Here is a 26,150-nt window from a genome sequence, read left to right as displayed (position 1 = left end):
CCCCGGTCACAATGCCGTCACACTGGTAAATTTGCCTCATTCTGCGGCAGCCCGCGTTTTAGGCGGTCTGCGAGCGAGCACATCCCGCAGGAATCGGCCGGTATAGCTCTCTTCACAGGCTGCGACCTGCTCGGGTGTGCCTTGCGTCACGATCATGCCTCCGCCATCGCCACCTTCCGGGCCCATGTCGATGATCCAGTCGGCGGTCTTGATGACCTCCAGATTGTGCTCGATCACCACGACCGTATTGCCCTGCTCGACCAGTTCATGCAGAACCTCCAGCAGCTTGGCGACATCGTGGAAGTGCAGGCCGGTGGTCGGCTCGTCGAGGATGTAGAGCGTGCGCCCGGTGGCGCGCTTGGACAATTCCTTCGACAGTTTCACGCGTTGCGCCTCTCCGCCCGAGAGCGTGGTCGCCTGCTGGCCGACCTTGACGTAATCGAGGCCAACCCGGGCCAGCGTCTCCATCTTGTCTCGGATGGAGGGAACGGCCTTGAACAGGTCGCGCGCTTCCTCGACGGTCATGTCGAGCACATCGGCGATGGATTTGTTGCGATATTTGACCTCCAGCGTCTCGCGGTCGTAGCGTTTGCCCTTGCAGACATCGCAGGTGACGTAGACATCGGGCAGGAAGTGCATCTCGATCTTGATGACGCCGTCGCCCTGGCAGGCCTCGCAGCGCCCGCCCTTGACGTTGAACGAGAAACGCCCCGGCTGGTAGCCGCGCGTCTTCGCCTCGGGCAGGTTCGCGAACCATTCGCGGATCGGCGTGAAGGCGCCGGTATAGGTGGCCGGGTTCGAGCGCGGGGTGCGCCCGATCGGGGACTGGTCGATATCGATCACCTTGTCGAGATGCTCCAGCCCCTCGATGCGATCATGCGGCGCCGGATTCTCACTCGCGCCGTTGAGCTTGCGCGCAATCGCATTGTAGAGCGTATCGATGACGAGGGTTGATTTGCCGCCACCGGAAACGCCGGTGATGCAGGTGAAGGTGCCCAGCGGAATATCCGCGGTGACATCCTTGAGATTGTTGCCGCGCGCGCCGACGAGGCTCAGCATACGGCTCTTCATCGGCTTGCGGCGTTTCGCCGGCATGCGCACAGCCATCTCGCCGGTGAGGTATTTGCCGGTCAGCGAGGCCGGATCGGCCATGATCTGGGATGGCAGCCCCTGCGAGACGATCGCCCCGCCATGAATGCCGGCGCCTGGGCCGACATCGACCACGTAATCCGCCTGCAGGATCGCATCCTCGTCATGCTCGACGACGATGACGGTATTGCCCAGGTCGCGCAGGCGCCTGAGCGTGCCGAGCAGGCGCTCGTTGTCGCGCTGGTGCAGGCCGATCGAGGGCTCGTCGAGCACATAGAGCACGCCGGTCAGCCCCGAGCCGATCTGCGAGGCGAGGCGGATACGCTGGCTCTCACCACCCGACAACGTGCCGGAGGCGCGCGCGAGCGTGAGATATTCGAGGCCGACATCGAGCAGGAAGCGCAATCGCTCGATGATTTCCTTGAGGATACGCGCGGCGATCTCGTTCTGCTTGGTGTCGAGCCGCTCGGGGAGGGCGGTGAACCATGCATGCGCCTCGCGCACCGACAGGCGGGTGACGTCGCCGATATCGCTGGCGTCGATCTTCACCGCGAGCGCCTCGGGCTTGAGCCGCTTGCCGCCACATGCCGCGCAGGGGGTCGCCGCCATGTAGCGGCTGATCTCGTCGCGCGACCAGTCGCTCTCGGTCTCGCGATAGCGCCGCTCCAGATTGGTGACGACGCCCTCGAAGGGTTTGCGCACCTCGTAGGAGCGCAGGCCGTCATCATAGGCGAAACGGATCGATTCACCGCCGGAGCCGTAGAGGATCGCCTCACGCGCCTTTTCCGGGATCTCGTCCCATGGCGCGGTCATCTTGAACCCGTAATGCTTCGCCATCGCTTCCAGCGTCTGACCGTAATAGGGCGAGGTCGATTTCGCCCAGGGCGCGATCGCCCCCTTCTTGAGGCTCGCGCGCGGATCGGGCACGACCAGCGCCGGGTCGATGCGCATTTCGTGACCAATCCCATCGCATTCCGGGCAGGCGCCGGTGGGGTTGTTGAAGGAGAACAGGCGCGGCTCGATTTCCGGAATGGTAAAACCGGAGACCGGGCAGGCGAATTTCGCCGAGAAGACGAGCCGGCGCGGGGCACCCTTGTCGTCCTTCTCGTCGGCAAATTCCACGAAGGCGATCCCGTCGGCGAGTTCGAGCGCCGTCTCGAAGGATTCGGCCAGGCGTGGCGCCATGTCCGGGCGCACCACGATGCGATCGACCACCACGTCGATATCGTGCTTGTATTTCTTGTCGAGGGCGGGGGCGTCGTCAATCTCGTAGAAACTGCCGTCTATCTTGACGCGCTGGAAGCCCTTCTTCTGAAATTCCGCCAGTTCCTTGCGATACTCGCCCTTGCGCCCGCGCACCACCGGCGCGAGCAGATAGAGCCGCGTCTTCTCCGGCAGGGCGAGCACCCGGTCGACCATCTGGCTCACGGTCTGGCTCTCGATGGGCAGGCCCGTGGCGGGCGAGTAGGGGATGCCGACACGCGCCCAGAGCAGGCGCATATAGTCGTAGATCTCGGTGACGGTGCCGACCGTGGAGCGCGGGTTCTTCGAGGTGGTCTTCTGCTCGATGGAAATGGCCGGCGAGAGCCCGTCGATCTGGTCAACATCGGGCTTTTGCATCATTTCGAGGAACTGCCGCGCATAGGCCGACAGCGATTCGACGTAGCGCCGCTGCCCCTCGGCATAGATCGTGTCGAAGGCAAGCGACGACTTGCCCGAGCCCGACAGGCCCGTGAAGACGACGAGCCGGTCGCGCGGCAGCATCAGATCGACATTCTTCAGGTTATGCTCGCGCGCGCCCGTCACCGAAATGACGCGGGCATGCGGGTCGCCGGCCCGGGCGCGGTCGAACAGCGCATCGATCTCGCCACTGCCCGAACCGCGCACCGGCGCCACGCGCGTGCTCTTCCCGGTGGCGCGCGCGCGTGCAGGTTTCTTCGCTTTCGATGAGGTGGTCGAGGGCATGGTCGAAGCTCTGGGTTCGTCGGATCGGAACGCAAGCGTATTTCGCAACGCGGCACCAGCGGGTCACATAGTGCACGGGCCGCGTCAAGGCGACCCCGGAAACTCTAGAACAAATCACGTACAACGAGCAAGTGCGTGAATGCGGTCTTCGTAATGCCGTCGCGGGTCCTGATCGCGTACGTACCGGCAACCATGCCTTGTCATTGGCATCGCTTTGGAACACTGGCCGCATTCACCTGTTGATATAAAAGGAAAAACGAGGTGGCTGGTGCAAGCCGAGGCAGCACGTTATTTCAGCAATCCGGCTCAAACAGAGCATCCCGTTCGTCGCATACCCGCGCTATCATCGCTGCGAATCGGCAGCATCACAGCGTTTGCAACCAAGAGGGACCATGGCCAGAATGCCGTCATCTGCACATCCGCGTATCTATTACCTCCACCATCGCGCGGTCGGAGCGCACGATGCGTTGGGCGGTTGGCTGGATCACGCCCGGGATCTCGGCTTCGACCATGTGGCGCTCGCGCCGCTCTTCCGTGCGGGGCGTACAGGCGATGTCTTCTTTCCCGTCGATCATGATGCTGCGGATGAGGGGCTGGGCTTCACCGACGCGCTGCCGCTCGCGCTGGAGCACATCGCGCGCGAGGCTCAGAGCCGGGGGCTTTCGCTGCTGATCGATTTCGCGCCCCAGCAATTCGCGCTGGAGCATCCCGAGGTGGAAGCGGCACCGGATCGCTTCACGGTGCGGCGTGAGGTGGCGGGCGGGCCGGTCGATCCGCGCCGCCCGGCCACGGCGCAGGGGGCGGCCTGGTCGCGGCTCGATGCAGATGCGATCGCATGGCTGAAGGCCTATTGGGAGCCCCGGATCGCCGCCTGGGCACAGGCCGGGGTGAAGGGTTTTCGTGCTGTACGTCCCAACGCGGCATCGGCTGATCTGTGGCGCTGGGTCATTGAGACAATGCGCGCGCATCGCCCGGACGCGCTCGTCATTGCCGATCCGACGGGCCTTCCGCGTTCTGACGCGCTCGGGCTTGCCGGCTGCGGCTTCGATTACCTTCTCTCCTCGTTGCCGTGGTGGGACGGGCGCGCGCCCTGGCTCGTCGAGGAACATGCGGCCCTGTCCGCCATCGCGCCGGTCATGACCATGCCGGAAGCGCCCTTCGCCACCCGTCTGGCGGAGCGCATCGGGGATGCGCGGGGGCTGCTGCCGGCCTATGACCGTGCCTTGCGGCTCGCGGCGGGGCTCGGCTGCGGCATGCTGATGCCGATGGGTTTCGAGCACGCGGCCCGCCGCCCGCTTGATGCGATCGAGAGCCGTCCGGAGGATGGCGCGCAGATGGCCCAGGAAGCGCCGGCAGAGATCGCGCAGCGCGTGCGCGATATCAACGCCCTGATCGCGACGATTCCGGCGCTCGCGCAGCCGGGCCTTCTGCGCGCGCTGACCGGCCCCTCCGCCCAGGCGACGGGGATCCTGCGCACGCCGGCTGATCCGCGCGTCGCGCAGGAAGCCCTGCTCGTGCTCGTCAATCCCGATCTGCATGAGGGTCACGATGTCGGCGCGACCAAGCTGCGGGCGCAGATGGGTGGGGAATTTGCCGGTTTCGTGCCGCTCGAGGGCGGTGACGCCAGCGATTCAGCCGGCGATACCTTCACTCTCGAGCCCGGCGCGGTGCTGCTCGCGAAAGCGACGCGTGCGAAGCCCGTGAAACTCCCCCGCGCCACCGGCAAGCGCGCCGCCAAGGCGGCGGGAGCGGCGCCGCGCATTGTCATCGAGGCCCTGTCGCCCTGTATCGATCAGGGGCGCTATCCGGTGAAACGCATCGTCGGCGATTCCATCACGGTGGAGGCCGATGCCTTCATGGACGGCCACGAGGTGCTTGGCGTCGAACTGCGCTGGCGCGCGCTCGACGAGGATCTCTGGCGCACGGCCCCGATGTTGCCGCAGGGCAATGACCGCTTTCGCGCGGCGCTGCATCTGGAACGGATGGGGCGGCACGAATACGTTGTCGAGGCCTGGTTCGACCGCTATGCGACCCATGCGCGCGATCTCGGCAAGAAGAGTGATGCCGGGGTGGATATCGCCCTCGACCTGAAGGAGGGGCGGCTGCTGGTCGAAGCGGCGCGGGGGCGCGCCAAGGGCGATCTGAAGGCGCGGCTCACCGATATTCTCGTCGATCTCGATCATGCCGATCAGGCCGGGCAGGTCGAGATCCTGCTCAGTATCGAGGCCCGCGCGCTGATGCAGGAGGCCGATGATCGCCCGTTCAGGGTACAGAGCGTGGTCCAGCCGGTCGATGCGGAGCGCCAGCAGGCCCTGTTCGCGAGCTGGTACGAGATCTTCCCGCGCTCGCAGACGGATGATCCGGCCCGCCATGGCACCCTGCGCGACGTAATCCCGCAATTGCCACGTGTGCGCGACATGGGCTTCGACGTGCTTTATTTCACGCCGATCCACCCGATCGGACGCAAGAACCGCAAGGGCCGCAACAATACGCTCACGCCGGGGCCCGACGATGTCGGCTCGCCCTATGCGATCGGCTCGGAGGATGGCGGGCATGACGCGCTGCATCCCGAGCTCGGCACGCTGGAGGATTTCAGGGCCTTGCGCGACGCGGCGATGGCGCACGGGCTCGAACTCGCGCTCGATTTCGCCATCCAGTGCTCGCCGGATCACCCCTGGCTGAGAGAGCATCCCGGCTGGTTCGATTATCGCCCCGACGGCACGATCAAATATGCGGAGAACCCGCCGAAAAAATACGAGGACATCGTCAATGTCGATTTCTACAAGGACGAGGCGATCCCCGATCTCTGGCTCGCGCTGCGCGACGTCGTGCTGTTCTGGGTCGGGGAGGGGGTAAAGACGTTTCGCGTCGACAATCCGCACACCAAGCCGCTTCCCTTCTGGGAATGGATGATCGGGGAGGTGCGCACGCGCCATCCCGACGTGATCTTCCTCTCCGAGGCCTTCACCCGGCCCAGGATGATGTACCATCTGGCCAAGGTGGGTTTCTCGCAAAGCTATACCTACTTCACCTGGCGCAATACCAAATACGAGCTGCAGAGCTATCTGGAGGAGTTGGCACAGGAGGCGCCGAAGGATTTTTACCGGCCGCATTTCTTCGTCAACACGCCCGATATCAACCCGGTCTACCTGCAGCGCTCGGGCCGCGCCGGCTTCCTCGTGCGTGCCTGTCTCGCGGCGACGCTGTCGGGGCTGTGGGGCGTGTATTCCGGCTATGAACTGCTCGAATCCGAGCCGGTTCCGGGCAAGGAGGAATACAAGGATTCGGAGAAATACGAGATCCGCGTGCGCGACTGGAATGCACCGGGCAATATCGTGCCCGATATCGCGCGGCTCAACCGCATTCGCAAGGCCAATCCGGCCCTGCACACGCATCTCAACGTGCGCTTCTACAATGCCGCGAACGAGCATATCCTCTATTACGGCAAGCCCTCGCGCGAGGGTGACGAGATGATCCTCGTCGCGGTCAATCTCGATCCGTATCACCCGCAGGAAGCCGGGATCGAAATCCCGCTCTGGGAGTTCGGGATCGGTGATGACGGCGCGCTCGATGTCGAGGATCTGATCACTGATCGCGCCTTCACCTGGTGGGGCAAGCACCAGCATATCCGCCTCGACCCCGCCGATTACCCCTTCGCCATCTGGCGCATCCGTCCGCACAGGAGAAGCTGACGTGTCCTCCAAGAAGAAGATCGCCAATATCGACAACGATCCGCAATGGTACAAGGATGCGGTCATCTATCAGCTGCACGTGAAGTCGTTCTTCGATGCCAATGATGACGGCATCGGTGATTTTGCGGGGTTGATGAAGAAGCTCGACTATGTTGCCGAGCTGGGCGTCACCTGCATCTGGCTGCTGCCGTTTTATCCCTCGCCGCGGCGCGATGACGGCTACGACATCGCCGATTATCGCGGTGTGCATCCGGAATACGGCAAGATGGGCGATTTCAAGCGCTTCGTGCAGGAAGCGCACAAGCGTGACATCCGGGTGATCACCGAACTCGTGATCAACCACACCTCGGATCAGCATCCCTGGTTCCAGAAGGCGCGCAAGGCCAAGCCGGGCTCGGCGGCGCGCGATTTCTACGTCTGGTCGGATACGGACAAGAAATATACCGGTACGCGGATCATCTTCCTTGATACGGAGAAGTCGAACTGGTCCTGGGACGAGGAGGCGCAGGCCTATTACTGGCACCGCTTCTACAGCCACCAGCCGGATCTCAATTTCGACAATCCGCGCGTGCTCAAGGAAGTGCTCAGCGTGATGCGCTTCTGGCTGGATATCGGGGTCGACGGGCTGCGGCTCGATGCGGTGCCCTATCTCGTCGAGCGCGAGGGCACCAATAACGAGAACCTGCCCGAAACCCATGACATCCTCAAGCAGATCCGCACCGAGGTGGACAGGACCTACCCGGATCGCATGCTCCTGGCCGAGGCCAATCAATGGCCGGAAGATACGCAGGATTATTTCGGTGATGGTGACGAGTGCCACATGGCTTTCCACTTTCCGCTGATGCCGCGCATGTATATGGCGATCGCCCAGGAAGACCGGTTCCCGATTACCGACATCATGCGCCAGACACCGGAGATCCCGGAGAATTGCCAATGGGCGATCTTCCTGCGCAACCATGACGAGCTGACGCTTGAAATGGTGACTGACAAGGAGCGTGATTACCTGTGGGAGACCTATGCGTCCGATCGGCGCGCGCGCATCAATCTGGGCATCCGCCGCCGTCTCGCGCCGCTGATGGAGCGCGACCGGCGGCGCATCGAGCTGATGCATTCCATGCTCTTCACCATGCCCGGCACGCCGGTAATCTATTACGGCGACGAGATCGGCATGGGCGACAACATCTATCTGGGCGATCGCGACGGCGTGCGCACGCCGATGCAATGGTCGAGCGACCGCAATGGTGGTTTCTCGCGCTCCGATCCGGCGCGGCTGTCGCTGCCGGTGCTGATGGACCCGCTCTACGGCTATGACCGTGTCAATGTGGAATCGCAATTGCGCGATCCCAACTCCCTGCTCAACTGGATGCGGCGCATGCTCGCCGTCCGTAAGCAATACAGCGCTTTCGGGCGCGGTACGGTTCGCTTCCTGCGCCCGGCCAACCGCAAGATCCTGGCTTACCTGCGCGAGCATGACGGCGAGCGTATCCTGTGTGTCGCCAACGTCTCGCGACAGGCGCAGGCGGTGGAGCTCAATCTGGCGGAATTCGCTGGCAAGACGCCGGTGGAAATGTCGGGCGGGGCGTCCTTCCCGACGATCGGGCAATTGCCTTATCTGCTCTCTCTGCCGCCCTTCGGATTCTACTGGTTCGAACTGAGTGACGGGGTCGAGCCGCCGGCCTGGAGCACCGCGACGGCGGGGATGGAGCCCGAGCATCTCACCTTCGTGCTGCGCAGCGGCGTCGCCGACGTGCTCAGGCCCGGCACCCGCGAGAAGACGCGCGAGACGCTCGAGAGCGACGTCCTGCCGCAATACATTCCGCAGCGACGCTGGTTCCAGGGCAAGGATTCCGCCTTCAAGAGCGCGCGTGTCGATGCGGCGGTGACGCTGGAGAGCGCGGACGGGCCGGTGATCCTGACGGTTTGTGATGTCGAGACGGATGCCGGTGTCGAGAAATACACCCTGCCGCTCGCCGTCGCCTGGGATGACGAGACGATGCCGCCCTTCGCACCGCAACTCGCCATGGCGCGTGTGCGCCAGAACCGCCGCGTGGGCTACCTCACCGACGGCTTCGCCATGCCGCGCCTCGGCCATGCTCTGATGGACAAGCTGCGTACCAGTGCGGTGATGCCGGTCGAGCGCGGTGAACTGGTCTTCGAGCCGGAAGGGACGCTTGCGGCGCTCGACCTGCCAGGCGATGCCGAGATCGAATGGCTGGGCGCCGAGCAGAGCAATTCGACGCTGATCGTGGGGCGCGCGGTCGTCATCAAGCTGCTGCGCAAGCTGACCAGCGGTGCCCATCCCGAAGCCGAGATGAGCCGCTACCTCACCCGCGCCGGCTTTGCCAACACGGCGCCGCTGCTCGGCGAGGTGCGCCATGTCTCGGCGGAGGGCGTGCCGACGACTCTCGCCATCGCGCAGGGCTACCAGCTCAATCAGGGTGATGGCTGGGACTGGACGCTGAACTATCTCGACCGCACCATCGACGAACTCTCGACCATGACCGAGGAGGAGGTCGATCAGGCGGAGGATCTGTTCGAAACCTACCGCATCTTCGCGGGCACTCTCGGCACGCGTCTGGCGGAGATGCATCGCATGCTCGCCGCCGCGCCTGTTGAGGAGGGCGCCTTCGCCCCCGAGATCGCGGGCAAGGCCGATGTCACGGCCCTGCGTCGCTCGGTCGAGAGCCAGGTGCGCGCGGCGTTCAAGGTGATCGAGAAGCGGGAATGGGGCGCAGACGAAGCCGAGGATGCGGCAACGCTGGTCGCCCGTCGCGACGAATTGCTGGCGCTGATCGACGAGCGGGCCGCGATGTTCGACGGGCGGCTGCGCACGCGCATCCACGGAGATCTGCATCTCGGGCAGGTGCTGGTTGCCGGAGGCGATGTGGTCTTCATCGATTTCGAGGGCGAGCCCGCCCGTCCGCTGGAGGAGCGCCGCGCCAAGGTCAGCCCGCTGCGCGACGTGGCCGGGCTGATCCGCTCCTTCGATTATGCGGCCTCGAATCTGGTCAAGCACCGCCATACACCGCGCGGGCCGATCACGGAGCATCGCATCGATCATCTGCGCGACCTGTTCCGGGCCGAGGCCGAACAGGCCTTCACCGCAGCCTATCGCGCGGGCAATCCGGAGGAAGTCTCCGAGCAGAACCTGCTCGACCTCTTCATTCTGGAGAAGGCGGCTTATGAAATCTGCTACGAGGCGGCGAACCGTCCCGTCTGGCTCGACGTTCCCCTTCAGGGCTTTGCCGGCGTCGCCCGGCGCCTGCTCGACGACGGAAAGGAGACTGCGTGAGCGATATTCGCCATCCCGCACTGCATGGTCTGGAACATGCTGCCCTTGACGCCCTGTCGGGCCGGCTGACAGACCCCTTCGCCTTTCTCGGGCCTCATGACAGTGAGGCGGGCTGCGTCGTGCGCAGCTTCCAGCCCGGGGCGCAGAAGGTCGAGGCGGTGGCGGGCGACGATTCCGCCGTGCTGGCCACGCTCGATGAGGTCAGTGACGGGCTGTTTGCCGGGATCATCGGCGCGCGTCGGCCCTATCGCCTGCGCGTGCACTGGCCCGCCGGCGTGCATGAGGCGGAGGATCCTTACGCGTTCGGCCTTATTCTGGGCGATCTCGATCTGCATCTGATGTCGGAAGGCGCGCATTGGGAGCTGCCCGAGCGCCTCGGTTCGGTCGTGACCGAGGTGGAGGCCGTGCCGGGCGTCGCCTTCTCGGTCTGGGCGCCGAATGCGCGGCGCGTTTCCGTCGTCGGTGATTTCAATTCCTGGGACGGGCGGCGCCACCCCATGCGCCTGCGTCACGATTCCGGGGTCTGGGAATTGTTCGTGCCGCGCCTGAAGGCAGGCGAGCGCTATAAATACGAGATCGTGGGGCGCGAGGGGCAGACCCTGCCGCTCAAGGCCGATCCGCTGGCCCGGCGCACGGAAATGCCGCCGGCCACGGGATCGATCGTGGCGGAGCCATTCGCCTTCCGCTGGACGGATGAGGCGTGGATGGCGGATCGCGCGGCGCGTCAGGCGCCGGATGCGCCCATGGCGATCTACGAGGTGCATCCCGCCTCGTGGCTGCGCCCGGAGGGTGACCATACCGGCGTGCTGGACTGGGATGCGCTGGTGGAGAGGCTGATCCCCTATGTCGCCGATCTCGGCTTCACGCATATCGAATTCATGCCCATCGCCGAGCACCCGTTCGGCGGATCCTGGGGCTACCAGCCGCTCGGCCTGTTCGCGCCGAGCGCGCGATACGGCACTGCGGAGGGGTTCGCGCGCTTCGTTAATGCCGCGCACCGCGCCGGGATCGGGATCATCGTCGACTGGGTTCCTGCGCATTTCCCCACCGATCCGCATGGCCTTGCGCGTTTCGACGGGACGGCGCTCTACGAGCACGAGGATCCGCGCGAGGGGTTTCATCAGGACTGGAACACCTATATCTACAATCTCGGTCGCCGCGAGGTGCAGGGCTTCCTCATCGCCAGCGGGCTCTACTGGCTGGAGCGTTTTCATGTGGACGGGCTGCGCGTCGATGCGGTCGCCTCGATGCTCTATCGCGATTACAGCCGCGAGCAGGGGCAATGGGTGCCCAATATCCATGGCGGGCGCGAAAACCTGGAATCGATCGATTTCCTCAAGCGCTTCAACACGATCGTGCGCGAGCGCGCGCCCGGCGCGGTGACGATCGCGGAGGAATCGACGGCCTTTCCGGGGGTGTCGCATCCGGTCGCGGAAGGCGGGCTCGGCTTCGATTACAAGTGGAACATGGGCTGGATGCACGACACGCTGCAATATGCCGCCCGCGAGCCGCTTTATCGCTCCTACCACCATAACGAGCTGACCTTCGGCCTCGTCTATGCCTTCTCCGAACATTTCGTCCTGCCGATATCCCATGACGAAGTCGTCCACGGCAAGGGTTCGCTGCTCGGCAAGATGCCCGGCGACGCCTGGCAGAAGCTGGCTAACCTGCGCGCCTACCTGTCCTTCATGTGGAGCCATCCCGGCAAGAAGCTGCTCTTCATGGGCTGCGAGATCGGCCAGCATCGCGAATGGGGCCATGACGGCGAGATCGACTGGGCGCTGTTGCAGGACGAGGGCCATGCCGGGCTGCAGATGCTGGTGCGCGATCTCAACCGGCTCTATGCCCGCGAGCCGGCCCTCCATCGCCTCGACGCCGATCCTGCGGGCTTCGCCTGGGTGATCGGCGACGATGCGACGAACAGCGTCTTCGCCTGGCTGCGCAAGGCCCCGGATGCGCCGACGCTTCTGTGCGTGCTCAACATGACGCCGGTAACACGGACGCATTACGCCGTCGGCGTGCCGCAGGCGGGGCGCTGGCGCGAGGTGCTCAATTCGGATGCCGGGATCTATGGCGGTTCGAATGCCGGCAATGGCGGCGCCGTCGCCACCGATGCGGCGCCGGCCCATGGTCATGACCAGTCGCTCGATCTGACCCTGCCGCCGCTCTCCCTCACCATCTTCCGCTTCGAAGGATGAGATAAAACATGCCGACCCTGCCAGACAGGCTTTCACCTGGCTCGCCTTACCCCCTCGGTGCGACCTGGGACGGGCTCGGCGTGAATTTCGCGGTCTATTCCGCGCATGCCGAGCGAATCGATCTGTGCATTTTCGACGAGACCGGGCGGCGCGAGATCGCGCGCTACGAGATGCCGGAATGGACCGACGAGATCTGGCACGGCTATCTGCCGCATGTGCGCGCGGGGCTGCTCTACGGCTACCGCGCTCACGGGCCCTACGAGCCGGCGCGCGGGCACCGCTTCAACCCCAACAAGCTGCTGATCGACCCCTATGCCAGGGGTCTGCACGGGGAGACGCGCTGGAGCGACGCCCTGTTCGGCTACCGCGTGAACTCGTCGCGCGCCGATCTCTCCTTCGACCGGCGTGACAGCGCGCCCGCCGTGCCGAAATCCGTCGTCATTGATGACAGTTTCAACTGGGGCGACGACCGCTCGCCGGATATCCCATGGGAGGAGACGGTAATCTACGAGGCCCATGTGAAGGGCCTCACCAAGCTGATGGAAGAGGTGCGTGTGCCCGAGCGCGGCACCTATGCGGCGCTCGGGCACCCCGCCGTCATCGCCCATCTCAAGCGGCTGGGCATCACCAGTATCGAACTGATGCCGATCCACGCCATCCTTCAGGACCGCTTCCTGCAGGAGAAGAAGCTGACCAATTACTGGGGCTACAACACGCTCTCCTTCTTTGCGCCGGAAAGCCGCTACATGGCGAAGCCGGGGGATCAGGACGAGTTGCGCATCGCCATCCGCGAATTGCACGCGGCGGGGATCGAGGTGATCCTCGACGTCGTCTACAACCACACCGCCGAAGGCGGCGAGCTTGGGCCGACGCTCTCCTGGCGGGGGCTCGACAATGCCAGCTATTACCGTCTTCGGCCGGAGAATCCGCGTCATTGCATCAACGATACCGGCACCGGCAACACGGTGAACCTGTCCAACCCGCGCGTCCTGCAGATGGTGATGGACAGCCTGCGCTACTGGGCGACATCGTATCGTGTGGACGGGTTCCGCTTCGATCTCGGCGTAACGCTCGGGCGTGAGCCGCACGGCTTCGACCCCGGCGCCGGCTTCTTCGATGCGCTGCGTCAGGATCCGGTGCTCCAGCGCAAGAAACTGATCTCGGAACCCTGGGATATCGGCCCTGGCGGCTACCAGCTCGGCCACCACCCGCCGGGCTTTGCCGAGTGGAACGATCGCTATCGCGACAGCGTGCGCCGCTACTGGCGCGAGGATCCGGGCCTGCGCCCGGAAATGGCCTCGCGGCTGACCGGATCCGGGGATCTGTTCGATCGCCGCGCGCGCCGGCCCTGGGCTTCGCTGAACTTCATCGCCGCCCATGACGGCTACACCGTCGCGGACATCACGGCCTACGAGGAAAAGCACAACGAGGCCAATGGCGAGGATAATCGCGACGGCCATTCGGAGAACTATTCGCGCAACTGGGGCGCAGAGGGCGAGACCGATGACGAGACGATCCGCGAGACGCGCCTGCGGGTGATGCGCTCGATGCTGACCACGCTGTTTGCCTCCCTCGGCACGCCGATGCTGCTTGCCGGTGACGAATTCGGGCGCAGCCAGGGGGGCAACAACAACGCCTATGCCCAGGATAACGAGATCTCCTGGATCGACTGGTCCAAGGCCAGATCCGAAGAGGGCGAGGCGCTGACCGATTATGTGGCGCGCCTGATCGCGCTGCGACGCACCTATCCCGGCCTGCGCTCGCGCCGCTTCCTCTATGGTGTCGACCTGGCGCCGGGGATCAAGGATATCGACTGGTTCGACGAAAACGCCTCCGTACCCTCGCCGGAGGATTGGGACGATGCCGAGCGCCGGGCCCTGACCATGCGCCGGGCGCGCGTCAAGCCGGACGGACGTATCGAGATGGTGCTTTTTCTCATGAATGCATCAAGCTCCGCCCTCGATTTCCGCTTGCCACAACCGCCTGCCGCATGGCGTCTTCTGATCGACAGCGCCCGTCCGCAGGAGCCGGAAGCGCCTGTTGAAGGGGAGACCTACGGGGTGAGTGAGCGTTCCGCCGTGCTGCTGGTGGCGGAATGCGAAGGGGGAGAGGAATGAGCGCTTTTCAGTTTCCGATCACGGCGGGGGCCCTGATACAGGCGCGCAACCGGACACGTTTTCGTTTCTTCGCGCCGGCGCAGGAGCGCGTGGCGCTGATGGTGGAGGACTGGGATCCGATCCCGATGCAGCGTGACGAGGCCGGCTGGTTCACGGTCGAGGCGGAATGCGGCGCAGGCGCGCGCTATCGCTACCGCCTGCAGGACGGCTTGCTCGTGCCCGATCCCGCCTCGCGGCTGCAAACGCCTGACGTGCATGACCGCAGCATTGTCCATGATGCGGAAACCTATGCCTGGCGCTGCCCCGAATGGAAGGGGCGCCCCTGGCAGGACAGCGTCATCTACGAGTTGCATACCGGGCTGCTCGGCGGCTATGCGGGCGTCGCCGAACACCTTCCGGCCATCGCCGATATCGGCGTGACCGCCATCCAGCTGATGCCGATCGCCGATTTTCCCGGTCGCCGCAGCTGGGGTTATGACGGGGTGCTGCCCTTCGCGCCCGATACCGCCTATGGCGATCCGCATGATCTCAAGGCGCTGATCGACCGGGCGCACGAGCTGGGGCTGAACATCTTCCTCGACGTCGTCTACAACCATTTCGGCCCTGACGGGAGCTACCTGCACGCCTATGCGCCGGACTTCTTCCGCGAGGATATCGAGACGCCATGGGGCGCTGCGCTCGACTTCCGCCATCCGGAACTGCGCCGCTTCTTCAAGGAGAATGTGCTCTACTGGCTGATGGAATACCGCTTCGACGGGCTGCGCTTCGATGCCGTCCACGCCATCCATGACGGCGACTGGCTCGACGAGGTCGGGCAGGCCGTGCGCGAGACGGTGGAGGAGGGGCGCCACGTCCATCTCATCCTCGAAAACGAACACAATGATCCCGAGCCGCTCGGAGGTCCCTTCGATGGACAATGGAACGACGATTTTCATCACTGCGTGCATGTGCTGCTGACCGGCGAGAGCGCGGGCTATTACGGCGGCTTCACCGAGGGGACGACGCAGAAGCTCGCCCGCTCGCTGGCGCAGGGGTTTGTCTATCAGGGCGAGACACCGCCCGGATCGGACGAGCCGCGTGGCGGAGCGAGCGCGCATCTGCCGCCGACCGCCTTCGTCAACCATCTCCAGAACCATGACCAGATCGGCAACCGCGCCTTCGGCGAGCGCCTCACCACCCTGGCCGACAAGCCGGCGCTGGAAGCGGCGATCGCCCTGCTGCTGCTGGCCCCGCAGATCCCGATGATCTTCATGGGCGAGGAGACCGGCTCGACCGAGCCGTTTCTCTTCTTCACCGATCACCATCCCGGGCTGGCGCCGCTGGTGCGCGACGGGCGCCGGAAGGAATTCGCTGCCTTCCCGGAATTCGCCGATCCGCACAAGCGCGAGATGATCCCCGATCCCAACGATCCCGAGACCTTCGAGCGCTCACGCCCGGTGATTGCGGGGGAGGGGGTGACATGGCCCGCGAGGATCTCTACCGCACCCTCCTCGGCATCCGCCGCACCCGCATCGCGCCGCATCTCGATGGCGTGGAATCAATGGGGGCCGAGGTGATCGGCGACAAGGCCGTGATCGCCCGCTGGCGGCTCTCCTACGGGGGTGTGATGACGCTGGCCTGCAATCTTTCCAGTGACCCGGTGAAACCTCCGGGCAAGGTATTTCCGGAAGTTGCACCCTCGCATTGGGTCGGGCGAGGAATGGTGCGCAGGGAACTTCAGGGCCACTCGACCATTCTCTGGTTAGAGGAGAACGCTTGACGATGACCCATTTGCGCGATCTCGCCCAGGCCGCCGGCCTGACACTCGCCTGGACTGATTATCGAGGCGAGCGACGCGAGGTCGGCGACGATACATTGCGCGCGGCGCTCAACGCGATCGGCTACGCCGCCGGGTCGGAGTCGGAGATCGGGGAGAGCTTCGCCGCGCTCCACGATATGCAATCTGGAGTAGGTTTACGCTTTCTGACGACGGATTGCGGCGTGCCCACATTGCTGCCGCCCGACCTCGGCCATCACGCGCTCGCGCAATTGCGGCTGGAGACCGGCGAGCGTCGCGAGATGCGGCTGGTGCCCAGTGCCGGCGGCATGACCATCCCGCCCATCCTCGAGCCTGGCTATCACCTGGTCGAACTCGACGGTGATACCCTCACCCTGGCGGTCGCGCCGACCCGTGCCTATGGTCTCATCGACGCGTTCGGGGAAACGGATGGCGATGCCCGCAGGGCGTTCGGCGTCGCAGCGCAGATCTACGCCCTGCCGCCGACGCCCTATTCGAGCTTCGGCGATGCCGGCTCCCTGCGCGATTATGCCCGGGCTTTGGGCGAAGCCGGGGCGGATGCCGTGGCCGTCAGCCCGTCCCATGCGCTCTATGCTGCCGATCCGGGGCGTTCGAGCCCCTATGCGCCCTCGACGCGGCTGTTCCACAACGTGCTCATGGCCGATCCGGGGGCCGTGTTCGACGCGGATTTTGCCGCCATCGCCCGCTGTGACACGCCCGGTGCGCCCTTGATCGACTGGGCCCGCGAGGGGCGGAGCAAGCGCGATGCGTTGCGCCGTCTCTTCGAGCGCTTCACCGCCGAGGGGCCGCCCGATCTGCGCGCGGATTTTGCCCGCTATCGCGCCGAGGGCGGGGCGCTGCTCGAAGAGCATGCGACCTACGAGGCGCTGCACGCACATTTTGCCCGGAGCCTCGGCGAGCCGCGCGGCTGGCAGGGCTGGCCGGAGGCCTATCGGCACCCGCAGGCGCCTGCCGTGCAGGCATTTGCGCAGGAGCATGCACATGAGGTCGTGTTCCACGCTTTCCTGCAATGGCTCACCGAGCGCTCCCTTGGTTCGGCCCAGAGCGCGGCCCGGGAGGCGGGAATGGGAATCGGCATGATCGCCGATCTCGCGGTCGGGATGGATGCCGGCGGGAGCCATGCCTGGAGCCGTCCCGACGATATCCTGCAGGGCGTCAGCATAGGTGCGCCGCCGGATCCGCTGGGTCCGCTCGGGCAGGATTGGGGTCTCACGACCTTTTCGCCCAAGGCCCTGCAGGAACACGGCTTTGCGCCATTCATCGCCACGTTGCGTTCCGCGATGCGCACGGCTGGCGGTGTGCGCATCGATCATGTGATGGGGCTGTCGCGGCTCTGGCTGGTGCCATGGGGCATGCCTTCGACGGAGGGCGTCTATCTGCAATACCCGCTCGACGACATGCTGCGCATCGTCTCCCTCGAATCGCATCGCAATCAGGCCATCGTCATCGGCGAGGATCTCGGCACGGTGCCCGACGGGTTCCGCGGGCGCATCGACCAGGCCGGGGTGATGGGGATGCGGGTGCTGTTGTTCGAGCGCGAGGATGACGGGCGCTTCCGCGCGCCGCAGCACTGGGACGTCAATGCGGTGGCGATGACCACGACGCATGATCTGCCCACCATCACCGGCTGGTGGCAGGGCAACGACATCGCCTGGCGCGACAGGCTCGGTCAGCTTCCCAGCACCGAGGATGCCGGGATCCAGATGGCCGAGCGCCATTATGACCGGCTCCGCTTCTGGGAGAGTGTATCCGATTACGGGCTGACACAGGAATCCATTCCGGATGTCGCGCATCCCGATGCGGTGATCGATGCCGCCCTCGACTATATCGCCCGCAGCGCCTGCACCCTCGCCATCGCGTCGGCGGAGGATATCGCCGGTGCACGCGAGCAGCCGAACCTGCCCGGGACCATCGATACCCACCCCAACTGGCGCAGGCGCCTTCCGGAAGAGCCCGCGACGGGCCCGGTCGCGAAGGCGCGTCTGGCGCGTCTGGCGGCTGCGCGCCCGCGTGCACAAGGCAAGCGTGAGAAGGAGCAGGCATGACGCCGCGCGCGACCTATCGGCTGCAATTCAATGACGTCTTCACGTTCGCCGATGCATGCGCGATCGTGCCCTATCTGGCGGGTCTCGGGATCAGTCACGTCTACGCCTCGCCGATCCTGTCCTCGCGCAGCGGATCCTCGCACGGCTATGACGGAGTCGATCCGACGCGGGTCGACGAGGAACTCGGCGGCGAGCCGGGCCTTCGCGCTTTTGTTGCACAATTGCGCGCCCATGGCATGGGGCTGATCGCTGATATCGTGCCCAACCACATGGCTGTGGGCGGCGCGGATAATGCGTGGTGGCTCGACGTGCTCGAAAACGGGCAGTCAAGCCCCTATGCCTCGTTCTTCGACATCGACTGGGATACGCCTGATGAGGCCCTGAAGGGCAAGCTGCTGGCGCCCTTCCTCGGCGAGCCCTATGGCACGGTGCTCGCGGCGGGCGATCTCGCTCTCGTCTTCGATGAAGCGCTGGAGAGCTTCACCATCGCCTATCACCATCACCGCTTCCCGATTCGCCCGGAAGATTACCCTGCGATCCTGCGTGCCGGCGGGGAGGATTTCGAGGCGCTGGCGCAGCGCTTCGACGCGGCGGAAGGCCGCGCCGGTTTCATCGAGGCCTGCCGGGTCACCGCCTCGATGGGGGATCGGCTTGGGGCTGTGCTCGATGCGCATCGCGACCCGCAGATCCTGCATGCGCTGATGGAGCGCCAGCATTTCAGGCTGGCCTGGTGGCGGGTTGCCGGCGACATGATCAACTGGCGTCGCTTCTTCGACATTACCGAGCTTGCCGGCTTGCGGGTCGAGGACCCGCGCGTTTTCGACATGATCCACGCCACCATCCTGCGGCTCTATCGCGAGGGCCTGGTCGACGGGCTGCGCATCGATCACATCGACGGTCTGCGCGACCCGGCCGGCTATTGCCAGCATCTGCGCGAGCGCCTCGACGCCCTGACGGAACTGCGCCCGAAAGAGGCGGGTCGCGAACGGGCCTGGCTGATCGTCGAGAAGATTCTCGGACGCGACGAGACCCTGCCGCTCGACTGGGATTGCGACGGCACCACCGGATACGAATTCATGGATCGCGCCAGCGCCGTTTTGCACGATCCGCACGCCGCCGATGCGCTGTCGGAATTGTGGAGCGAAGTCAGCGGGCGCTATCCCGATTTCGGGAGCGAGGAGGCGGATGCGCGCAACGAATTGCTGGTGCGCGACTTTTCCGGCCAGCTCGACGCCTGCGCCCGCGCCTTCCACGCCATGACACAAGCCTCGCTGGAGACGCGCGACATCACCCTCGCGGCGCTGCGCCGGGCGCTGACCGCGTTGATCGTGGCCTTCCCCGTCTACCGCACCTATGCGACCGAAGGCGCGTCACCGGGATCTGATGCGCCCCATCTCGCGCAAGCGGTTGATGCCGCGAGGGCAATGAGCGCGCCCGGCGAGGAGGGCGTCGTCGACCTGGTCGCCGGCTGGCTTTCCGGCATCGGGACAGCGGATGCGCAGGCGCGCGGGGAGGCGGTGGCGCGCTTCCAGCAACTCACCGCGCCGATCGCCGCCAAGGCCGTGGAGGATACGGCCTTCTATCGCTACGGGCGCCTGATCTCGCGCAATGATGTCGGCTTCGATGTCGATGCGCTCGCCATTGCGGTCGATGATTTTCACATGGCTGCGAGCCGGACCGCGACCGAGCACCCCGCCGGTATGGTCACCACCGCGACGCATGACCACAAACGCGGCGAAGATGTGCGCGCGCGGCTCGCGGTGATCAGCGAGGATCCCGGCGGCTGGGCGGAGGCCGTCGCGGAATGGTTCGAACGCAACCGCCGGCTCTCCGGCGAAGTGATCGACCCGGCTGATGAATACATGCTCTATCAGATGATGGTCGGCGCCTGGCCGCTCGACCTCGCGCCCGATGATGCGCAGGGCCTCGCAGCCTTCCGCGAACGCCTTGCCGGATGGCAGGAAAAGGCCTTGCGCGAGAGCAAGCTGCGCTCGTCATGGCGCGAGCCTGACGCGGAATACGAAGCGGCCTGCCGTGCGTTTCTCGAAAAGATCGGTGATCCCGATCGCAGCCTGCCGTTTCTTGAGTCGATGCACGGCCATGTGCAGCAGATCGCGCCGGCCGGTGCCCTCAACGGGTTGAGCCAGGCCTTCCTGCGCAATCTCGTGCCGGGCGTGCCCGATCTCTATCAGGGGTGCGAATTCTGGGATTTCTCGCTGGTCGATCCCGATAACCGCCGCCCGGTGGATTACGCCGCGCGGATGACAGCGCTCTCGCGAGAGCCTTCGCTCGAAATGCTTTTGCCGCATTGGCGCGACGGACGCATCAAGCAGGCGCTGATCGCACGGCTCCTGAAACTGCGCAGCGACGCGCCGGCGCGGTTTGCGGCGGGCGAATACGTGCCGCTCGAGGTGGCAGGCACCCGCGCGGGCCATGCCATCGCCTTCGCACGGCGGTATTCGTCCTCGCTGCTGATCGCCGTTGCACCGCGTTGTGCGAGCGGCGCCGTCGATGCCGGCGCAACGCCGCTGCCCGATCCGCAATGGTGGGGCGATACGCGCATCCTGATCCCGCCGGACATGCAGGGCACCCAGATGCGCGATGCCTTGAAGGGGGCTTCGAGCGATGTCGCGGAAGCGCCCCTGGATCCGGAACTCCCCCTCGCGGAGCTTCTGGCGACGCTGCCTTTCGGATTGAAGGTGAGCAGTTGATCCGCATGGATCCCCCGGCTCACTCCAAAGCCTGCGGGCGCGGGCCGCCGGTGGCCCAGTCGAGCAGTTCGGCGGTGTGAACGATGGGGATTTCGGTGCCCTTGCCGATCTGCGTCATGCAGCCGATATTGCCGGTGGCGATGATGTCGGGGCGGGTGCGCTCGATATTGCCGACCTTGCGGGCGCGCAATTGTTCGGCGATTTCCGGCTGCAGGATGTTGTAGGTGCCCGCCGAGCCGCAGCAGATATGGCTCTCGGGCACGTCCTTCACCTTGAAACCCGCCTTCTTCAGAAGCTTCTTCGGCGCCTCGCGAATCTGCTGGCCGTGTTGCATCGAGCAGGCGGAATGATACGCGACGGTGAGCTTGTCCGCCTCGCCCGTCGGTTGCAGCGTCAGGGTTTCGAGATATTCGGTGATGTCCTTTGCCAGCGCCGAGACCCGGGCCGCCTTCTCGGCATAGTCCGCATCCTCGCGGAACATGTGGCCGTAATCCTTGATCGTGGTGCCGCAGCCCGAAGCCGTGATGATGATCGCGTCGAGGCCGTTCTCCTCGACCTCGCGGATCCAGACGTCGATATTGCGGCGGGCGAAATCGTGGCTGTCTTCCGTACGCCCCATATGGTGCACCAGCGCCCCGCAACAGCCCTCGCCGGCCACCTGCGTGACGGTGATGCCATGACGGTTGAGCAGGCGGATCGTCGCTTCGTTGATGCCGGGATCGAGCACGGTCTGGGCGCAGCCCTGAAGGATCGCCACGCGCCCGCGTTCTTCGCCTTGCGCGGCGAACACCCCCGGCCCCTCCTGGGCCGAGCGCGTGGGCAGGCGCCCCGGGGCGAGATCGAGCATCGCGCCCATGCGCGGCCCCACTTTCGGCAGCGCCTTCGCCACGCCCTTGAAGGGCTTGCCGAGATAGGCGCCGAACAGGGCGAGGCGGAATCGGCCCGGATAGGGCAGGATGGCCGAGAGCAGGCTGCGCATCAGCCGGTCGTGCCAGGGCCGCTGATAGGTTTCCTCGATATGCGCGCGGGCATGATCGACGAGATGCATGTAATGCACGCCCGAGGGGCAGGTGGTCATGCAGGACAGGCAGGAGAGGCAGCGGTCGATATGGGTGACGACCTGCTCGGAAGCCGGCTTGCCGTTCTCCAGCATGTCCTTCATCAGATAGATGCGCCCGCGCGGGCTGTCGAGTTCGTCGCCCAGAAGCAAATAGGTCGGGCAGGTCGCCGTACAGAACCCGCAATGCACGCAGGTGCGCAGGATCGTCTCTGATTCCCGCATATCCGGATTTTCGAGCAGTTCAGGTGCGAAATTGGTCTGCATGGATGCGACTCACAAATCGGGAAACGGGCGGGCGGGTGGCGAGCTCAGATGCCGGCATACATCCGTCCGGGATTGAAGATGCCGTCGGGGTCGAATCGGGTCTTGATCTCGCGCGAGATCCGCATCAGCGGCTCGGGAAGCGGTTCGAACACGTCGATGGCGGCGCGCAATTCCGGCATGGCGCGCATCAGGGTAGCGTGACCGCCATGGGCTCGCGTTGCGGCGCGAACGCTCTCCGCCGCTTCGTCATCGGCGGGCGTCGCGATCCAGATCAGCCCGCCGCCCCAGTCGAAATAGTGCCAGCCCTGGACCTTCGCGCGAATCCCGGCGGCGAGCGCCGGGCCGGCGCCGGGGCGCGTCGAGATGCGCCAGATCGCCTGATCCGACAGGCTGATCAGCGGCCCGCCATCGCGCAGCCCGCGCCACAGCGCATCGCCGCTCTCGCCCGGCAGCGTCGCCGGATCGCCGTAATCGGCCAGCGCGTCGCGCAATTCGCCAAGGCGGTAATCGACGGAGGGTTCGAAACCCTCGATGCGGATCAGCGTCTGCGCCGTCTGATAGCCTTCGCCGACCGGAATATGCGCCGCGCCCGTCACCTCGAAGGGGGAGCCCAGCGCCTCGGACAAGGCGGCGATCGCGCGCTCGTCGTCGAGGCCGGAATAGACCAGCGTGGCGGAGGTTTCCGGGATCGGCAGGACCTTGAAGATCACTTCCGTCAACAGCCCCAGCGTGCCCCAGGAACCGCCCATCAGCTTGACCAGATCGAGCCCGGTGACGTTCTTCATCACCCGCCCGCCATTCTTGACGATCTCGCCATGGCCGTTGACGAAACGCACCCCGATCAGCGCGTCGCGCGCGGCCCCCGCCATGATCCGGCGCGGCCCGGAGAGATTGGCCGCGGCCACCCCGCCGATCGTGGGCTCGCCTTCGGTGCCGAGCAGCGCGCGGTAATCCGGTGGCTCGAAGGCCAGGCGCTGGCCCTTTTCTGCGAGCGCCGCCTCGATCTCGGCCAGCGGCGTGCCCGCTTGCGCGCCGATCACCAGCTCCGCCGGCTCATACAGGGTGATGCCCTTCAGCTTGCGCGAGGTGAGCGTCGCCGCCGCCTGCACCGGCCGCCCGATTCCCGCCATGGTATCGCCACCGGCGAGGCTCAGCGGCATGCGATCTGCCCGGGCGGCGACGACGATTTCCGCGACAGCTTCCTCGCTCGCCGGTTCATGCACGCTGGTCATGCGCTACGCCTTTCCGGTTGGGGTGTCCTCGAGGGGGTGATGAAGGGCGGCTCCCCTCTCCCTCCGTGGAGAGGGGATGGGGGTGAGGGGCGCTCATGAAGGTTTGGGCGATCGATCATCACGCGCCCCGGTTCCACCCTCACCCCCGGCCCTCCACAAGGAAGAGGGGAGAGTTCCCGCACATGCCCCATCATGCCGCGTCCCGCCCTTCGAGCGGGAAGACCTTGGCGGGGTTGAGCAGCCAGCCGGGGTCGAAGACGCCGCGCACGCGCAGTTGCTGGGCGAGATCCTGGCTGTTGTACTGGTAGGTCATCAGGTCGCGCTTCTCGATCCCCACCCCGTGCTCGCCGGTGAGGCAGCCGCCGACCTCGACGCAGAGCTTGAGGATGTCGGAGCCGGCATCCTCGGCCTTCTGCATGTCGCCGGGTTTGGCCGCATCGAACATCACCAGCGGATGCAGGTTGCCGTCGCCGGCATGGAAGACGTTGGCGACGCCGAGCCCGTAGGATTTGACGATTTCGTCGATGCGCTTGAGCACATGGGGCAATTGTCCGGTGGGGATGGTGCCGTCCATGCAGATGTAATCGGCGATGCGCCCGGTGGCGCCGAAGGCGGATTTGCGGCCCTTCCAGATCGCGGCGGATTCCGCTTCCGATTGCGCCACCTTCAGCGTCTGCGGCGAGAAATCCTCGGCGATGGCGACGATGCGGGCGAGCTGGTCCTCGATCTCCGCGTCCGAACCCTCGACCTCGACGATCAGCATCGCCTCGACATTGAGCGGGTAGCCGGCCTTGGCGAAGGCCTCGCAGACCTGGATGGCCGGGCGGTCCATGTATTCGAGCGCCACCGGGATGATGCCGGCGCCGATGATCGCGGCGACGCAGGCGCCTGCGGTCTCAGCCGAATCGAAACCGATCAGGGCCGGGCGCGCGCCCTCCGCCTGGCGCAGGATGCGCACCGTCGCCTCGGTGACGATGCCGAGCTGGCCCTCGGAGCCGGTGATCAGGCCGAGCAGGTCATAGCCCGGCGCATCGAGATGCGGGCCGCCGAGCTCGACGATGGTGCCGTCGACGAGGACCATGGTGACACCGAGCAGGTTGTTGGTGGTGACCCCGTATTTCAGGCAATGCGCCCCGCCGGAATTCATGGCGATGTTGCCGGCAATGGTGCAGGCGAGCTGGCTCGACGGGTCGGGGGCGTAGAAGAATTGCTCATGCGCCACCGCCCCGCTGATGGCGAGATTGGTGATGCCGGATTGCACGCGCGCATAGCGATCAGCGAAATTCATCTCGATCACGCCGGCGAGCTTGGCCACACCGATCACCACCGCATCCTCCTGCGGGATGGCGCCGCCGGCGAGCGAGGTCCCGGCGCCGCGTGCGACTACCTTGACGCCGTTCTCGTGGCAGAAGCGCATCACGTCTGACACTTCCTGCGTCGTGCGCGGCAAGGCGACGGCGAGCGGCATCTTGCGATAGGAGGTCAGCGCATCGGTATCATAGGCGCGCCGCTCATCCTCGGAAGTGACGAGGCATTCGGGCGGCAACAATCTCGCGAGCCCGGCGATGATCTCCTCGCGGCGTGCGACAATCCCGGCATCGGGCTTGGGAAACGCGATCGACATGGTGTCCTCCCGTCCAACGAAACGTCGGTGATTTTCTTTGCAATATAGCGCGAATTCGCGGGCTGTGCAGGTGATGAGATCGCGGTAGATTGTTTCCGTGATGGAAATAATCGCCGAATGAAAAAGCACCATGCGGCGAATCAGGGGGAAGCGATGGACCGGTTCGGCGATCTCGACATTTTCGCCCGCGTCGTAGCTGCGGGCAGCATGTCACAGGCGGGGCGCGAGACGGGTCTGTCCCCGGCGGTGATCTCGAAACGCATTCGGCGGCTTGAGGAGCGGCTCGGGGTGCGCCTGCTGCAACGCACGACCCGCCAGCTCTCCCTGACCGAGGCGGGGCAAGGGTTTCACGAACGCGTCGTGGGCATACTCTCGGCGATCGAGGAAGCGGAGTCGGAAGCCGGGCAGGGGGCTGCGGAAGCGCGGGGATTGCTGCGCATATCCGCACCGACATCCTTCGGGCGTCTGCATATCGCCCCTTTCATGCAGCGCTTTCTGGATGCGCATCCCGCCGTCAGTCTCGACATGACGCTGACCGACGCCTTCGTCGACATTATTGGCGAGGGCTATGATCTCGCGATCCGTATCGCGGATCTCGGTGATTCGAGCCTGATTGCAAGGCGGCTCGCGCCCGCCCACCGCGTGCTGTGCGCCGCGCCCTCCTATCTCGCCCGCGCTGGCAAGCCGCAGGGCCTGGGTGATCTCGGCGATCATGCCCTCCTGATCCATAACGGCTCCGAATGGCGGCTCGAGGGACCGGAAGGGCCGGCCACGGTGCGGATCACGAGCCGGCTGCGCACGAATTCGAGCGAGGTCGTGCGCGAAGCGGTTCTCGCCGGCGGGGGCATCGCGCTGCGCTCGACCTGGGATGTGGGGCCGGAGCTGAAATCCGGCGCGCTGGTGCGCGTCCTGCCGCAATACGGGTCTTCGGCGCGGCTGGGCGTGCACGCGCTCTATCCATCGCGCCGGCATGTGGAGCAGAAGCTGCGCGTCTTCATCGAATTCCTGCAGGCACTCTACGGCCCGACACCCTACTGGGATGCAGGGCTCGATCTTTAGAGGC

The 26,150-nt window shown here is 65.5% G+C and carries 13 protein-coding genes; 9 read left to right on the top strand and 4 right to left on the bottom strand.

Annotated features, from left to right (window positions below):
* Positions 1–36: 36 nt before the first annotated feature.
* Complete coding sequence (gene uvrA / locus GA0071312_RS14145) at positions 37–3,054, bottom strand: excinuclease ABC subunit UvrA (RefSeq protein WP_083204582.1); 3,018 nt, start codon at positions 3,052–3,054, stop codon at positions 37–39.
* A 401-nt stretch (positions 3,055–3,455) separates the two neighbouring features.
* On the opposite strand from uvrA, the gene GA0071312_RS14140 reads away from it, so the two are divergent.
* From GA0071312_RS14140 to treY, 8 genes are read left to right on the top strand one after another with little or no spacing between them, the layout of a single operon-like run.
* The gene (locus tag GA0071312_RS14140; protein WP_238947226.1) at positions 3,456–6,746 is read left to right on the top strand and encodes a maltotransferase domain-containing protein; all 3,291 of its coding nucleotides are present in this window, start codon (positions 3,456–3,458) and stop codon (positions 6,744–6,746) included.
* A gap of 1 nt (position 6,747) precedes the next feature.
* A complete protein-coding gene (treS, locus tag GA0071312_RS14135; protein ID WP_074445483.1) occupies positions 6,748–10,038 on the top strand; it encodes a maltose alpha-D-glucosyltransferase in 3,291 nt (1,096 codons plus the stop codon).
* Complete coding sequence (gene glgB, locus GA0071312_RS14130) at positions 10,035–12,236, top strand: 1,4-alpha-glucan branching protein GlgB (RefSeq protein WP_074445482.1); 2,202 nt, start codon at positions 10,035–10,037, stop codon at positions 12,234–12,236. Before treS ends, glgB begins: the two co-directional genes overlap by 4 nt.
* Before the next feature lie 8 nt (positions 12,237–12,244).
* Positions 12,245–14,353 (top strand): glycogen debranching protein GlgX, encoded by a 2,109-nt coding sequence (glgX, locus tag GA0071312_RS14125; protein WP_074445481.1) that lies wholly within the window; start codon positions 12,245–12,247, stop codon positions 14,351–14,353.
* Positions 14,350–15,909 (top strand): malto-oligosyltrehalose trehalohydrolase, encoded by a 1,560-nt coding sequence (gene treZ / locus GA0071312_RS14120; RefSeq protein WP_238947225.1) that lies wholly within the window; start codon positions 14,350–14,352, stop codon positions 15,907–15,909. The genes glgX and treZ overlap by 4 nt, the downstream gene beginning before the upstream one ends.
* A complete protein-coding gene (locus GA0071312_RS20370; protein WP_238947224.1) occupies positions 15,813–16,112 on the top strand; it encodes a DUF3459 domain-containing protein in 300 nt (99 codons plus the stop codon). The genes treZ and GA0071312_RS20370 overlap by 97 nt, the downstream gene beginning before the upstream one ends.
* A gap of 2 nt (positions 16,113–16,114) precedes the next feature.
* Positions 16,115–18,196, top strand: a complete 2,082-nt coding sequence (gene malQ, locus GA0071312_RS14115) for a 4-alpha-glucanotransferase (protein WP_074445480.1) — start codon at positions 16,115–16,117, stop codon at positions 18,194–18,196.
* Positions 18,193–20,907: a malto-oligosyltrehalose synthase gene (gene treY / locus GA0071312_RS14110; protein ID WP_074445479.1), complete on the top strand. Its 2,715-nt coding sequence runs from the start codon at positions 18,193–18,195 to the stop codon at positions 20,905–20,907. Before malQ ends, treY begins: the two co-directional genes overlap by 4 nt.
* A 19-nt stretch (positions 20,908–20,926) precedes the next feature.
* Here the strand turns inward: treY and glcF are convergent, their stop codons facing one another.
* The 3 genes from glcF to GA0071312_RS14095 form a co-directional block, all read right to left on the bottom strand.
* Positions 20,927–22,231: a glycolate oxidase subunit GlcF gene (glcF, locus tag GA0071312_RS14105; RefSeq protein WP_074445478.1), complete on the bottom strand. Its 1,305-nt coding sequence runs from the start codon at positions 22,229–22,231 to the stop codon at positions 20,927–20,929.
* A gap of 44 nt (positions 22,232–22,275) precedes the next feature.
* Complete coding sequence (gene glcE, locus GA0071312_RS14100) at positions 22,276–23,463, bottom strand: glycolate oxidase subunit GlcE (RefSeq protein ID WP_074445477.1); 1,188 nt, start codon at positions 23,461–23,463, stop codon at positions 22,276–22,278.
* A 190-nt stretch (positions 23,464–23,653) separates the two neighbouring features.
* On the bottom strand, positions 23,654–25,087 hold the full coding sequence (locus tag GA0071312_RS14095) for an FAD-linked oxidase C-terminal domain-containing protein (RefSeq protein WP_074446200.1): 1,434 nt from the start codon (positions 25,085–25,087) through the stop codon (positions 23,654–23,656).
* A gap of 153 nt (positions 25,088–25,240) precedes the next feature.
* On the opposite strand from GA0071312_RS14095, the gene GA0071312_RS14090 reads away from it, so the two are divergent.
* Positions 25,241–26,146 carry a LysR family transcriptional regulator gene (locus GA0071312_RS14090; protein WP_074446199.1) on the top strand — a complete coding sequence of 302 codons (906 nt, stop codon included), beginning with the start codon at positions 25,241–25,243 and terminating at the stop codon, positions 26,144–26,146.
* The last annotated feature ends 4 nt before the right edge of the window (positions 26,147–26,150 follow it).

Origin of the sequence: Saliniramus fredricksonii, from assembly GCF_900094735.1 — a bacterium.
In the GTDB taxonomy this organism is placed as follows: domain Bacteria; phylum Pseudomonadota; class Alphaproteobacteria; order Rhizobiales; family Beijerinckiaceae; genus Saliniramus; species Saliniramus fredricksonii.
This window is presented reverse-complemented; position numbering and strand designations above follow the sequence as displayed.

Bases quoted from the DNA above. Each gene is read 5' to 3' on its own strand.
- uvrA (WP_083204582.1), bottom strand. From the start codon at position 3,054: ATGCCCTCGACCACCTCATCGAAAGCGAAGAAACCTGCACGCGCGCGC.
- GA0071312_RS14140 (WP_238947226.1), top strand. From the start codon at position 3,456: ATGCCGTCATCTGCACATCCGCGTATCTATTACCTCCACCATCGCGCG.
- glgX (WP_074445481.1), top strand. From the start codon at position 12,245: ATGCCGACCCTGCCAGACAGGCTTTCACCTGGCTCGCCTTACCCCCTC.
- treZ (WP_238947225.1), top strand. From the start codon at position 14,350: ATGAGCGCTTTTCAGTTTCCGATCACGGCGGGGGCCCTGATACAGGCG.
- GA0071312_RS20370 (WP_238947224.1), top strand. From the start codon at position 15,813: ATGGCCCGCGAGGATCTCTACCGCACCCTCCTCGGCATCCGCCGCACC.
- malQ (WP_074445480.1), top strand. From the start codon at position 16,115: ATGACCCATTTGCGCGATCTCGCCCAGGCCGCCGGCCTGACACTCGCC.
- treY (WP_074445479.1), top strand. From the start codon at position 18,193: ATGACGCCGCGCGCGACCTATCGGCTGCAATTCAATGACGTCTTCACG.
- glcF (WP_074445478.1), bottom strand. From the start codon at position 22,231: ATGCAGACCAATTTCGCACCTGAACTGCTCGAAAATCCGGATATGCGG.
- glcE (WP_074445477.1), bottom strand. From the start codon at position 23,463: ATGACCAGCGTGCATGAACCGGCGAGCGAGGAAGCTGTCGCGGAAATC.
- GA0071312_RS14095 (WP_074446200.1), bottom strand. From the start codon at position 25,087: ATGTCGATCGCGTTTCCCAAGCCCGATGCCGGGATTGTCGCACGCCGC.
- GA0071312_RS14090 (WP_074446199.1), top strand. From the start codon at position 25,241: ATGGACCGGTTCGGCGATCTCGACATTTTCGCCCGCGTCGTAGCTGCG.